This is a genomic window from Actinomadura formosensis NBRC 14204 (assembly GCF_001552155.1).
Lineage (GTDB): Bacteria > Actinomycetota > Actinomycetes > Streptosporangiales > Streptosporangiaceae > Spirillospora > Spirillospora formosensis.
In genome coordinates this window covers 1-12,358 of sequence record NZ_BCQQ01000032.1, presented here as the reverse complement: position 1 = coordinate 12,358, position 12,358 = coordinate 1, and the positions used below count along the sequence as shown (strand labels likewise).

The window sequence follows — 12,358 nt, the reverse complement described above, 5'->3', positions numbered from 1 at the left end:
TAAAGCGGTAGTAGGTTTCCGTCATGAGTGGACCAATGCCGGACGAGATCCGAGACAAACTCAAGCCCAAGGCCATCGAACTCCGCCGCCAGGGCTTGGACCTACCGCGAGATCGCGGGCTCCCTGAATATCGCCATAAGTACCTGCTCGCTCTGGTTACGGGACGTGCCCTACGAGCGTCGGCCAGGCTACGAGCAGGAACGAGTCGCGGCGATGTGGAAGGCCCGTTGGGAGCCCTACCACATCGAGGCCGAGCAGCGGCGGCAGGAGATCAAGCTGGGCGCCTGCCGTGAGCTGGGCGGTCTAAGCGAGCGCGAGGTGGTGATCGCCGGTGCGCTCGTGTACTGGTGTGAGGGGACCAAGGACAAGATCTACCGGCGTACCGAGAAGGTGTCGTTCATCAACAGCGACCCGGCGCTGGTGGTCTTCTTCCTGCGCTTCCTCGGCGTCGTCGGGGTGCCGCGCGACCACGTACAAGTGCGTCTGCACATCCACGAGACGGGTGACGTCGAGGCCGCGACGAAGTGGTGGAGCGATCTGGTCGGGACGCCGGTCGAGCGCTTTGAAAATCCGGTGATCAAGAAACACAACCCCAAGACCACCAGGAAGAACCTCCTCGATGAGTACCGAGGATGTCTACAGATCACCATCAGGAAGGGCGCGGACCTCTACCGGCGCATCGAGGGGTGGGCCTACGGTGCGATGCTGGGCGGTGACCCTGCCGAGGCTCGTCTGATCAGCCGTTCCGACGAGGTCCTCAGCAAGATCCTCAACGATCGCGGCAGGCAAGGGTAATAGGTGTGGTGGGGCGATCTGGTCGGGACGCCGGTCGAGGGGTTCGAAAAGCTGGTGATCAAGAAGCGCAAGCCGAAGAACACCGTCGACGCCTACAAAGGGTGCCCTCTTGTCACGGTCAGGCAGAGCGCGGACCTCTACCGAAGGATCGAGGGTTGGGCCTTCGGTACCATGCTCGCCCCTCGCCAGGAAATCCGGACAAACGTGCTCCCGGGGGAGGATTCGAACCTCCGTTGACTGAACCAAAATCAGTAGTCATGCCCCTAGACCACCCGGGATTGGGTGAAATCGGACACCAGTCAGGTGCTGGTACCGAGCTTGCCGGGCCAACGATACCGAGTCGGAGCCAACGGCCCCACATCTTTGATGTAGGGCGGGGGTGGCGTCGGGTGGGCGGCGGGGTGACTGGGTGCGGGCGGGCGGTATCCTGCCCGTGTCGGGTGTGCTCTGGCCTGCCGTCTCGCAGGTGGGCGCGTCCGTGACCGATCCCGTCCGCGATGCCGAGGAGCCTCCTTGTGAGCGCTGCGAGCCGACCGGCCGCCGTCATCGTTCTCGCCGCGGGCGAGGGCACCCGGATGAAGTCCCGTAAGTCGAAGGTCCTGCACGAGCTGTGCGGGCGCAGCATGCTCGGCCATGTGCTGGCCGCCGCGCGCCGGCTGGAGCCGGAGCGGCTCGTCGTGGTGGTCGGGCACCGGCGCGAGCAGGTCGTCGCGCATCTCGCCGAGCACGCGCCGGACGCCGAGGCGGCCGTCCAGGAGCGGCAGGGCGGGACGGGGCACGCCGTGCGGATGGCGCTGGAGCAGACCGGCGCGCTGGAGGGGACCGTCGTGGTCACCAACGGCGATCATCCGCTGCTGCGGGGGGAGACGTTGCAGGCGCTCGTCCGGGCCCATGAGGACGAGGGCAATGCCGCCACCGTGCTGACGACCGAGATGCCGGACGCGACCGGGTACGGGCGGATGGTGCGGGCGGCGGACGGCAGCGTCGAGGCGATCGTCGAGCACAAGGACGCCACCGCGGAGCAGCGCGAGATCACCGAGATCAACGTCGGCATGTACGCCTTCGACGGGGCGTTGCTGGCGGACGCGCTCAAGCGGGTGACCACCGACAACGCCAATGGCGAGGAGTACCTCACCGACGTGGTCGCGATCCTGCGCGGGGACGGTCACCGGGCGGGCGCGCATCTGGCGGCCGACTGGGTGGAGACCCAGGGCGTGAACGACAGGGTCCAGCTCGCGCAGGCGCGGCGGCAGTTGAACGACCGGATCGTCGAGGCGCACATGCGGGCGGGGGTCACGATCGTCGACCCGGCGTCCACCTGGATCGATGTGGACGTGACCGCCGATGAGGACGCCGAGGTCCACCCGGGGACGCAGTTGCATGGAAGGACGCATCTGGGTGCGGGCTCGCGGGTCGGGCCGGGGTGCACGCTGACCGATACGAGGGTCGGCGAGGGTGCGTCCGTGGTCAACGCCGTGTGCGTGGAGGCGGAGGTCGGGCCGGAGGCGTCGGTGGGGCCCTACGCCTATCTGCGGCCTGGGACGAGGCTGGCGCGCAAGGCCAAGGTCGGGACGTATGTCGAGACGAAGAACGCCGACATCGGTGAGGGCTCGAAGGTGCCGCATCTGACCTATGTGGGCGATGCCGAGATCGGTGAGCACTCGAACATCGGCGCCAGTTCGGTGTTCGTCAACTATGACGGTGTGCAGAAGCGTCGCAGTGTCATCGGGTCCCATGTGAAGGTCGGCAGCGACAACATGATCGTGGCGCCGGTGACGGTGGGTGATGGCGCTTATACGGCGGCCGGGTCGGTGATCATCCAGGATGTCCCGCCGGGGGCGTTGGGGGTCGCGCGGGCGCGGCAGCGCAACGTCGAGGGCTGGGTGGAGCGGACGCGGCCGGGTACGGCGGCGGCGGAGGCGGCCCGCCGGGCGAAGGGCGAAGGCGAGGGCGCGGGCGCGCCGTAGCCCGGTGCCGAGGTGACGACGGTCCCGCTCCAGGGGCGGGGAGGTGGAGGACGGCGGTGTCCTTCGACAACAGAGCAACCCGCGGGCCGCACTCTTGTGGTGCGCGGGGAGTGGGGACAACACCCCACATGTAAGGCACATCCATTGAGGGGGAGTTGTCAGAGGTGAGTGGGATCAAAGCGAGTGGTCAGAAGAAGTTGATGCTCTTCACTGGCCGAGCCCACCCGGACCTGGCCAAGGAAGTAGCCGACAACCTCCACATCGAGCTGACACCGACGTCCGCGTATGACTTCGCCAACGGCGAGACGTTCGTGCGGTTCCTGGAGTCGGTCCGTGGCTCCGACGCTTTCGTGATCCAGAGCCACACGGCTCCCATCAATCAGTGGATCATGGAGCAGTTGATCATGGTGGATGCGCTGAAGCGCGCGTCGGCCAATCGGATCACCGTGGTGGCGCCGTTCTTCGGGTACGCGCGGCAGGACAAGAAGCACCGGGGCCGTGAGCCGATTTCGGCGCGGCTGATGGCGGATCTGTTCAAGACGGCGGGCGCCGACCGGCTCCTCACCGTGGACCTGCACACCGCGCAGATCCAGGGTTTCTTCGATGGCCCGGTGGATCACCTGTTCGCGCTGGATCTGCTGGCCGGGCATTTCGAGAGCCGGCTGGACACCTCGCAGGTGACGGTGGTGGCGCCGGACGCGGGCCGGGTGCGGGTGACCGAGCGCTGGTCGGACCGGCTGGGCGGTGTGCCGATGGCGATCATCCACAAGAAGCGCGACCCGGATGTGGCGAACGAGGTCAAGGTCTTCGATGTGGTCGGCGAGGTCAAGGGCCGCACCTGCGTGGTGGTCGACGACATGATCGATACCGGTGGGACGATCGTGAAGGCCGCGGACGCGCTGTTCGAGAACGGTGCCACGAAGGTCGTGGTGGCGGCGACGCACGGTGTGCTGTCGGGTCCGGCGGTGGACCGGCTGAAGAACTCCCGTATCTCCGAGGTGGTGTTGACGAACACGCTGCCGATTCCGGAGGAGAAGCAGTTCGACAAGCTGACCGTCCTGTCGATCGCTCCTCTCGTCGCCCATGCGATCAACCAGGTCTTCAGTGACGGCTCGGTGACGAGCCTGTTCGGGGGGCACAGTTAGCTCTTGGGCGGCGGTTTCTCGGCGGGCGCTGGCGTTGGGCGTGGCGGCGATCGGCTAGACTTGGTTAATCCGCGTATGCCCCGGGTCGTTCAGTGTGGTGCCGGTGCTGGGGTCGCACTCCCCGGGGAACGCAAAGAATCTTCGAGGCGCCTGACGCATCGAGCATCGCCTGAGACGCACTGTCCGCAGCGGACGTCCGATGGCGGACGGCCGTGGATCGCAACAACGAGGAGTTTTCGCCGTGTCCGAGGTACGCATTGCCGCCGAGCCGCGCACCGAGTTCGGTAAGGGTGCCGCGCGGCGCACCCGCCGGGCCGGCAAGGTGCCCGCCGTCCTCTACGGTCACGGCACCGACCCGGAGCACATCTCGCTGCCGGGGCATGATCTGATGCTCGCGCTCAAGACGCCGAACGTGCTGCTGACCATCGAGGGGCTCGGTAACGGCACCGCGCTGGCGCTGCCGAAGGACGTGCAGCGCGACCCGATCAAGGGGTTCCTGGAGCACGTTGACCTGCTGCTGGTGAAGCGCGGTGAGAAGGTCGTCGTCGACCTGCCGGTGAACGTGGTCGGTGACGTGGTCCCGGGCGGTCAGGTGGCACAGCAGGTGGTGGAGATCTCCGTGGAGGCGGAGGCGACGCACATTCCCGAGTCCGTGGATGTGGATGTCTCCGGGCTGGAGATCGACTCGCAGGTGCTGGCGAAGGACCTGAGGCTTCCGTCGGGGACGACGCTGGTGGCGGACGATGAGACGCTGATCCTGCAGATCCAGGACGCGTCGGCGGCGACGGCGCCGGAGGCCGCGGCGGAGGCCGCCGAGGCCGCCGGGGGTGAGGCCGCCGCGGCCGAGGGTGAGGCCGCCGCGGAGTGACGCGTGGCCGGGTGGCCGGCCGCATCGTTCTTTCTTTCATGGCCCCCGCGGGTGTGCGCACCGGCGGGGGCCATGGACGTCTGTGAGGAGTTCGGGTGAGCGCGGATCCGTGGCTGGTGGTGGGGCTGGGTAATCCGGGGCCGTCGTATGCGGGGAACCGGCATAACGCGGGGTTCATGGTGCTGGACGTCCTGGCGGCGCGGGCCGGGGGCCGGTTCAGGTCGCATCGGGCGCGGGCGGATGTGCTGGAGGGGCGGCTGGCGGGTGCGCGGGCGGTGCTGGCGAAGCCGCGGTCGTTCATGAACGAGTCGGGCGGTCCGGTGAAGGGGCTGCGGGATTTCTACAAGGTGCCGGTGGAGCGGCTGATCGTCGTCCATGACGAGCTGGACGTCCCGTTCGGTGCGGTGCGGCTGAAGCTGGGCGGTGGTGACAATGGCCACAACGGGCTGCGGTCGATCACGAAGTCGCTGGGGTCGGGGGAGTACCTGCGGGTGCGGTTCGGGGTGGGGCGCCCGCCGGGCCGGATGGACGCGGCGGCGTTCGTGCTGAGGGACTTCTCCGCGGCGGAGCGCAAGGATCTCGAGCTTGAGGTGGACCGGGCGGCGGATGCGGTGGAGGCGCTGGTGTCGCAGGGGTTGGCGGCGGCGCAGAACGTGTTCCACGCGGGGTGACCGTATCCGGCCGTCCGTTCGGTGGCCGGTCGGTGATCATGCGGGTGCGGCCGTTGTTTCGCCGGTGGGCGCCGCGGGGCGCTGATGTTGCGGGTGTGATGTGGGCATTCACGCGATGACCATGGTAAACCGGTCGTAGGATGCTGCATGAATGAGGTGCGGGGTCCATGTGAACCTCGGGCGGCGTTCAACCGTCTTCGGTGTGAATCGCGCGCTGACGGGGCGCCCGTTACAGGGGATTGGTGAGATCTTTATGGCCGTCGTTGACAAGGTCCAGGCCAAGTCATCGATCCGCCATGAGCAGGGACGCGTCCGGTCACAGAACTGGAGTGGATCTTACCGCCGGTTGGCGCGGTGGCTCGACTTCGTCAGCATGTTGATGGCCGGCGTCATCGCGTTCGTGCTCAGGTTCCCGGGGGTGCCGACCGAGCTGGACGCGCCGTACGTGGTGTTGACCATCGTTCTTCCTCTCGTGTGGGTGCCGACGCTGATGCTGTGCCGGGCGTACCAGCCCAAGTACGTCGGCGTCGGGTCCGAGGAGTTCCACCGGGTGCTGCGCGCCGGGTTCATCCTGACCGCGACGGTCGCGATCGTGGCGTATGCGACGAAGACCGAGGTGGCGCGCGGCTATGTGGTGATGGCGCTGCCGCTCGGGACGCTGCTCGCGCTCGTCGCCCGCTACCGGCTGCGCAAGTGGCTGCACAAGAAGCGGTGGAACGGCGAGTGCATGCGGCGTGTGGTCGCGGTGGGGCACCGGACGGCGGTGGCCGACCTGATCCGGCTGCTGCGGCAGAAGCGGTACCACGGTATGGACATCGTGGCGGTGTGCCTGCCGCCCGCGCTGGCGTCGGGTGACGACGCGGTGGCCGAGGTCGAGGGCGTGCCGGTGCTGGGCGACTTCGCGCAGGCGGCGACGGTCGCGGACCGGCTCGGCGCCGACTCGGTGGCGGTGCTGGCCTGTCCGGAGATGGACGGGGTGGCGCTGCGCCGGCTGGCGTGGCAGATCGAGCGCGATGACGTCGAGCTGGTGGTGGCGCCGGCGCTGATGGACGTGGCCGGTCCGCGGATCTCGATCCGCCCGGTGTCGGGGCTGCCGCTGCTGCACGTGGAGCACCCGGAGCTGGACGGGGGCCGCAAGGTCTTCAAGGGTCTGTTCGACCGGGTCGCGGCGCTCGCCGGGATCGTGGCGCTGAGCCCGCTGCTGGCGCTGGTCGCGCTTTTGATCAAGTTCGACGGGGACGGCGGCCCGGTGCTGTTCCGGCAGACCCGGGTCGGTCGCGGCGGCCGGGAGTTCACCGTGCTGAAGTTCCGCACGATGGTGCGGGACGCGGAGGCGCGGCGGGTGGAGCTGCTGGCGGCCAACGAGAACGACGGGGTGCTGTTCAAGATCCGGGAGGACCCGCGGGTGACCCGGGTGGGGCGGTGGCTGCGCCGCTACTCGCTGGACGAGCTGCCGCAGATGTTCAATGTGCTGCGCGGGGACATGTCGCTGGTGGGTCCGCGTCCGCCGCTGCCGGAGGAGGTCGCCCAGTACGGCGGCGACGTGTACCGGCGGCTGGTGGTGAAGCCGGGGTTGACGGGCCTGTGGCAGGTGTCGGGCCGCTCGGACCTGACGTGGGAGGAGTCGGTGCGGCTCGACCTGCGCTACGTCGACAACTGGACGCTCGCGCTCGACCTGCAGATCATGTGGAGGACCTGGTCGGCGGTGTTCCGCGGCTCCGGCGCCTACTGATCGGGCCCCGGGTCCCGGGGGTGCTCGGGGACGCATGAGAAAGTAGACCGAACAGACCATTCGAGTCGGGAATGTGAGCACGGGATGACCGAGGGAGCGGCGGTGGACGACCACGTGCTGGCGGCGGAGCTCGCCGGTGCGGCGGGGCGGCTGCTGCTGGGCGTGCGGGACGAGGTGGGGTTCGCGGACGCGCGGGCCTTGAAGGACACGGGCGACCTGCGGGCGCACGAGTACCTCATGGCGGCGCTGGCGGAGCGCTGTCCCGGCGACGCCGTGCTGTCGGAGGAGGGCCGTTCCTCGGCGGCGGGGAAACGCTCGAAGGGCGATGGCCGCGCCCCGACCCGCAACACCGCCGACGCCGAGCGGCGCACCGCCCGGCGGGTGTGGATCGTCGACCCGCTGGACGGGACCCGCGAGTTCTCCGAGGAGGGCCGCCGCGACTGGGCCGTCCATGTGGCGCTGTGGGAGCGCGACGCGTCCGGGAGGGGGCGGCTGGCCGCCGGGGCGGTGGCGCTGCCGGCGCAGGGCCTGACGCTCCGCACGGACGCGACGGGCGGTGCCTCGCTCGTCCGGGCGGAGCCGGGGGAGCGGGGCCCCGTCCCGGCCGGTCCGGACGTGGTGCGCCGGACGCAGCCGCGTGAGGTGCCGCTGCACGTCCCGGCACCGGACGCGGGCAAGCTCCGCATCGCGGTCAGCCGGACGCGTCCGCCGGAGTTCGTGCGGCACCTGGCCGAGCGCCTGGCGAAGGCGCGGGCGGGGGATGGTTCCGGTTCGGACGGCATCGATGTGGAGCTGGTGCCGATCGGGTCGGCGGGGGCGAAGATCTCCGCGGTGCTGCTCGGCGAGGTCGACGCGTATGTGCACGCGGGCGGCCAGTACGAGTGGGACTCGGCGGCCCCGGCGGCGGTGGCGCTCGGTGCGGGCGCGCACGCGTCCCGGATCGACGGGGCGCCGCTGGAGTACAACCGGGAGGATCCGCGGCTGCCGGATATCCTGGTGTGCCATCCCGTGTCGGCACCGGCGCTGCTGACCGGCATCGAGGACGTGAGCGGCGTCCTGCCCGGCTGACCCGCCGGCCGGGCGGAGCGAGTCGCGTAGGCCGGAGTTCGATCCGGTGGGACGTCCGTCCCGTCGCCACCGGTTGCATCTGCCAGAACGTGGAGAGAACCCCAGACCATGCAGCGTTCCGATTATCTGCTGTCGCAGCTAGACGTCCTCGAAGCCGAGTCGATCCATATCTTCCGGGAGGTGGCGGCCGAGTTCGAGCGGCCGGTGCTGCTGTTCTCGGGCGGCAAGGACAGCCTGGTGATGCTGCGCCTCGCCGAGAAGGCGTTCTGGCCCGCGCCGATCCCGTTCCCCGTGCTGCATGTCGACACCGGCCACAACTTCCCCGAGGTGATCGAGTTCCGGGACCGGCGGGTCGCGGAGCTGGGGGTCCGGCTGGTGGTGGCGTCGGTGCAGGACGCGATCGACGCCGGCACGGTGGTGGAGCAGAAGGGCCGCCGGGCGTCCCGGAACCGGCTGCAGATCGCGCCGCTGCTGGAGGCGATCGAGGAGCACCGGTTCGACGCCGCGTTCGGCGGGGCGCGGCGGGACGAGGAGAAGGCCCGCGCGAAGGAGCGGGTCGTGTCGTTCCGGGACGAGTTCGGGCAGTGGGATCCGAAGAACCAGCGTCCGGAGCTGTGGAACCTGTTCAACACCAGGATCGAGCAGGGGGAGCACGTCCGGGTGTTCCCGCTGTCGAACTGGACGGAACTCGACATCTGGGACTACGTGCGGCGGGAGGACCTCGCCCTCCCCTCGATCTACTTCGCGCATTCCCGCCGGGTGTTCGAGCGTGACGGGCTGCTGCTGGACGCCGAGACGGGTTTTGCGAACCGCGGTGACGACGAGCCGGAGTTCGCGGCGACGGTCCGGTACCGGACGGTGGGGGACGCGTCCTGCACCGGCGCGGTGAAGTCGTCGGCGGTGACGCTGGACGAAGTGATCGAGGAGATCGCGGCGACCCGGATCACCGAGCGCGGCCAGACCCGCGCCGACGACCGGACGAGCGAGGCCGCGATGGAGGACCGCAAGAAGGAGGGGTACTTCTGATGGCCGGGACCGAACCCGCGGGCAAGCCGATGGACCTTCTGCGGTTCGCCACCGCCGGCAGCGTCGACGACGGCAAGTCGACCCTGATCGGCCGGCTGCTGTTCGACTCCAAGTCGATCTTCGAGGATCAGCTGGAGTCGGTGGAGCGCACGAGCACCGAGCGGGGCGAGGAGTACACCAACCTGGCGCTGCTGACCGACGGGCTGCGCGCCGAACGCGAGCAGGGCATCACGATCGATGTGGCGTACCGCTACTTCGCGACGCCGCGCCGCAAGTTCATCATCGCCGACACGCCGGGCCACATCCAGTACACCCGGAACATGGTGACGGGCGCGTCGACGGCCGATCTGGCGATCATTCTGGTGGACGCCCGCAAGGGCATCCTGGAGCAGTCGCGGCGGCACGCGTTCCTGACCACGCTGCTGCAGGTCCCGCACCTGGTCGTGGCGATCAACAAGATGGACCTGGTCGGCTACGACCGGGCCGTCTACGAGCAGATCGTGGACGAGTTCACCGCGTTCGCCTCCAAGCTGGAGGTGACGGACCTGACGTTCATCCCGATCTCGGCGCTGCACGGCGACAACGTCGTCGAGCGCAGCGTGAACATGTCGTGGTACGAGGGGTCGTCGCTGCTGCACCATCTGGAGCACGTCCACATCGCCTCCGACCGCAACCTCATCGACGTGCGGTTCCCGGTGCAGTACGTGATCCGCCCGCACGCCTCCACCGATCCCGACCTGCACGACTACCGCGGTTACGCGGGGCAGGTCGCGGGCGGCGTCCTCAAGCCGGGCGACGAGGTCGTGCACCTGCCGTCCGGCCTGACCACGACGATCACGCACATCGACGGCCCGAACGGGCCGGTGGACGCGGCGTTCTCGCCGATGTCGGTGACGCTGCGCCTCGCCGACGACATCGACATCTCCCGCGGCGACATGATCGCGCGTCCGAACAACCGTCCCGAGGTCGCGCAGGACCTCGACGCGATGGTCTGCTGGATGACCCCGGACCGCACCCTCGCGCCGCGCACCAGGCTGGTCATCAAGCACACGACCCGCACCGCGAAGACGATGGTGAAGGACCTGCACTACCGGCTGGACGTCAACACCCTGCACCGTGACGAGCAGGCGGCGTCCCTCGGCCTGAACGAGATCGGCCGGGTCTCGCTCCGCGTGACGCAGCCGCTGTTCGTGGACGACTACGGACGCAACCGCCTCACCGGCGGCTTCATCCTGATCGACGAGGCCACGGGCAACACCGTCGCCGCCGGCATGATCCTCGGCGCGCGCTGACCGCACGCCGCGGGGCCGGCCCGGGTCCCGCGGTCCTCCCTTCCGACCCTCGACAAGGCAGGCCCTCGATGCCCCCATCCGTCGGAGTCGTCCTCCCGACGCACAACCGGCCGGAACTGCTGCGCCGCGCGCTGGAATCGGTGCTCGCACAGGACTACGAAGGCGAGCTGCGCGCCGTCGTCGTGTTCGACCGGGCGGAGCCGGACGTGTCGCTCGCCGGTGACCGCGTCGAGGTCATCGTCAACACCCGGGAGCCGGGTCTCGCGGGCGCCCGCAACTCCGGCATCCTGGCCCTGGACACCGATCTCGTCGCGTTCTGCGACGACGACGACCAGTGGCTGCCCGGCAAGCTCACCGCGCAGGTGAAGGCCCTCGAAGGCGAACCGGACGCGGTGCTGTGCAGCTCCGGCATCCTCATCGACTTCGACGGGCGGGAACTGCCCCGGCTGGCCGGAACCGGCCGCGTCACCTATGCCGCGCTGATCCGCGACCGGATGATGAGCGTCCACTCGTCCACGTATGTGGCGCGCCGCGAGCCGCTGATCGAGATCGGCATGGTGGACGAGACGATCCCCGGCAGCCAGGGCGAGGACTGGGACCTCGCGCTGCGCGCCGCCCGCCGCCACCCCGTCGTGAACGTCGACGAGCCGTACGTCCGCGTCCTGTGGGGGCTGACGTCGTACTACGCGCAGGCGTGGGAGACGAAGGTGGCCGCGCTGGAGTGGTTCCTGGAGCACTACCCGGAGATCGGGAAGGAGCCGGGCGCGGCCGGACGCGTATACGGGCAGCTCGCGTTCGGCTGCGCGACCGTCGGCCGCCGCAAGGACGCGCTGCGCTGGTCGGCGCGCGCGCTGAAGGCGAACCCGGCCGAACGCCGTGTCCCGTTCGCGCTGGCGGTGGCGTCCGGGGTCGTGTCCGGCAAACGCGTCCTGCTCGCCCTGCACACCCGGGGCCGCGGCATCTGACGCGAGCCGCGCCGAGTCCCGGGCTTCCACCACCTTTCCCCATGTCGCGCCGCTACTGTCAATGCCCGTCGCCGTGCTAGAAGGAGCCTGTCCGTGAACATCTCTTCCCGCCGCATCGTCGCGTCCGGGACGCTGGCGCTGGCCCTGGCGCCGGCGCTCGCGCTGACCGCCACTCCCGCGTTCGCGGGCGTGGACCTCGACGCGGTCGCCGAGGGCATCACCGAGAGCGGCTACTACGTCGACTCGCACGCCAAGTACTACCGGTCGGACGGGGCGCAGGAGCTGCTCCGCACGGCGCAGGGCCGGTCCGTGCCGGTGTTCATCGCGATCCTCCCGGCCGGGGAGGACGCGGGGCAGGTCCTCCAGCGGCTGCCGGGGCTGATGAACCGGAAGGGCACCTACGTGGTGCTGGCGGGGGACCAGCTCAAGGCGACGTCCAACACGCTGCCGGCGGGCCAGGTGAAGGCCGCCTACACCAAGGCCGTGCAGGGCGGCAAGGGCAAGCCCGACCTGGCGCTGCTGAAGTTCGTCCAGACGCTGCCGGAGTCGAAGTACGCGCCGCCGAAGTCCGGCAAGCCCGGCAACAACGGCAAGCCCGCGCCGCAGTCCACGAAGCAGACCGAAGAGCAGGAGGTGCGGACGCTCGCGCAGGCGCAGCCGACCGGGCCGGCGGCGGGCGCCGAGGACACCGCGGCGAACAAGGACGACGGCGGCTCCATGACCCCGGTCCTGCTCGGCGGCGGCGGACTGGTCGTCGTGGCCGCCGCCGGGGCCGGGTTCCTGCTGTGGCGCCGCCGTTCGGCGAAGCCCGCACCCGCCGGTGCCGCCG

Annotated in this window: 12 protein-coding genes and 1 tRNA gene; 12 read left to right on the top strand and 1 reads right to left on the bottom strand. The window is 69.7% G+C overall.

From position 1 onward, the window contains the following. The first annotated feature begins 165 nt into the window (after positions 1 to 165). Positions 166 to 795 (top strand): hypothetical protein, encoded by a 630-nt coding sequence (locus tag AF1_RS11130; protein ID WP_131732507.1) that lies wholly within the window; start codon positions 166 to 168, stop codon positions 793 to 795. A 3-nt stretch (positions 796 to 798) separates the two neighbouring features. Then, complete coding sequence (locus AF1_RS33165; protein ID WP_084262774.1) at positions 799 to 1,032, top strand: hypothetical protein; 234 nt, start codon at positions 799 to 801, stop codon at positions 1,030 to 1,032. Here the strand turns inward: AF1_RS33165 and AF1_RS11125 are convergent. After that, a tRNA-Gln gene (locus AF1_RS11125) sits at positions 1,003 to 1,073 on the bottom strand. The genes AF1_RS33165 and AF1_RS11125 overlap by 30 nt on opposite strands. A gap of 237 nt (positions 1,074 to 1,310) precedes the next feature. On the opposite strand from AF1_RS11125, the gene glmU reads away from it, so the two are divergent. The 10 genes from glmU to AF1_RS11075 form a co-directional block, all read left to right on the top strand. Next, the gene (glmU, locus tag AF1_RS11120) at positions 1,311 to 2,762 is read left to right on the top strand and encodes a bifunctional UDP-N-acetylglucosamine diphosphorylase/glucosamine-1-phosphate N-acetyltransferase GlmU (protein ID WP_255218795.1); all 1,452 of its coding nucleotides are present in this window, start codon (positions 1,311 to 1,313) and stop codon (positions 2,760 to 2,762) included. 164 nt (positions 2,763 to 2,926) lie between these two features. Then, the gene (locus tag AF1_RS11115) at positions 2,927 to 3,907 is read left to right on the top strand and encodes a ribose-phosphate diphosphokinase (protein ID WP_084262773.1); all 981 of its coding nucleotides are present in this window, start codon (positions 2,927 to 2,929) and stop codon (positions 3,905 to 3,907) included. 241 nt (positions 3,908 to 4,148) lie between these two features. Beyond that, positions 4,149 to 4,775 carry a 50S ribosomal protein L25/general stress protein Ctc gene (locus AF1_RS11110; protein WP_067796178.1) on the top strand — a complete coding sequence of 209 codons (627 nt, stop codon included), beginning with the start codon at positions 4,149 to 4,151 and terminating at the stop codon, positions 4,773 to 4,775. A gap of 95 nt (positions 4,776 to 4,870) precedes the next feature. Further along, the gene (gene pth / locus AF1_RS11105) at positions 4,871 to 5,446 is read left to right on the top strand and encodes an aminoacyl-tRNA hydrolase (RefSeq protein WP_067796174.1); all 576 of its coding nucleotides are present in this window, start codon (positions 4,871 to 4,873) and stop codon (positions 5,444 to 5,446) included. A 253-nt stretch (positions 5,447 to 5,699) separates the two neighbouring features. Further along, the gene (locus AF1_RS11100) at positions 5,700 to 7,178 is read left to right on the top strand and encodes a sugar transferase (protein ID WP_067796171.1); all 1,479 of its coding nucleotides are present in this window, start codon (positions 5,700 to 5,702) and stop codon (positions 7,176 to 7,178) included. Between the two features lie 84 nt (positions 7,179 to 7,262). Further along, on the top strand, positions 7,263 to 8,246 hold the full coding sequence (locus tag AF1_RS11095; RefSeq protein WP_067796168.1) for an inositol monophosphatase family protein: 984 nt from the start codon (positions 7,263 to 7,265) through the stop codon (positions 8,244 to 8,246). 108 nt (positions 8,247 to 8,354) lie between these two features. Then, entirely contained in the window at positions 8,355 to 9,272 is a 918-nt protein-coding gene (gene cysD, locus AF1_RS11090) for a sulfate adenylyltransferase subunit CysD (protein WP_067796165.1), read from the top strand. A 29-nt stretch (positions 9,273 to 9,301) separates the two neighbouring features. Next, positions 9,302 to 10,564 carry a sulfate adenylyltransferase subunit 1 gene (locus AF1_RS11085; RefSeq protein WP_067796289.1) on the top strand — a complete coding sequence of 421 codons (1,263 nt, stop codon included), beginning with the start codon at positions 9,302 to 9,304 and terminating at the stop codon, positions 10,562 to 10,564. A gap of 68 nt (positions 10,565 to 10,632) precedes the next feature. Next, positions 10,633 to 11,529: a glycosyltransferase family 2 protein gene (locus tag AF1_RS11080; protein ID WP_067796162.1), complete on the top strand. Its 897-nt coding sequence runs from the start codon at positions 10,633 to 10,635 to the stop codon at positions 11,527 to 11,529. 93 nt (positions 11,530 to 11,622) lie between these two features. Next, the coding region (locus tag AF1_RS11075; protein WP_217999813.1) for a hypothetical protein at positions 11,623 to 12,358 on the top strand (736 nt) is incomplete at its 3' end.

Coding starts and splice junctions, on each gene's coding strand:
- AF1_RS11095 (WP_067796168.1), top strand. CDS start 7,263: ATGACCGAGGGAGCGGCGGTGGACGACCACGTGCTGGCGGCGGAGCTC.
- AF1_RS11100 (WP_067796171.1), top strand. CDS start 5,700: ATGGCCGTCGTTGACAAGGTCCAGGCCAAGTCATCGATCCGCCATGAG.
- AF1_RS11080 (WP_067796162.1), top strand. CDS start 10,633: ATGCCCCCATCCGTCGGAGTCGTCCTCCCGACGCACAACCGGCCGGAA.
- cysD (WP_067796165.1), top strand. CDS start 8,355: ATGCAGCGTTCCGATTATCTGCTGTCGCAGCTAGACGTCCTCGAAGCC.
- AF1_RS11085 (WP_067796289.1), top strand. CDS start 9,302: ATGGACCTTCTGCGGTTCGCCACCGCCGGCAGCGTCGACGACGGCAAG.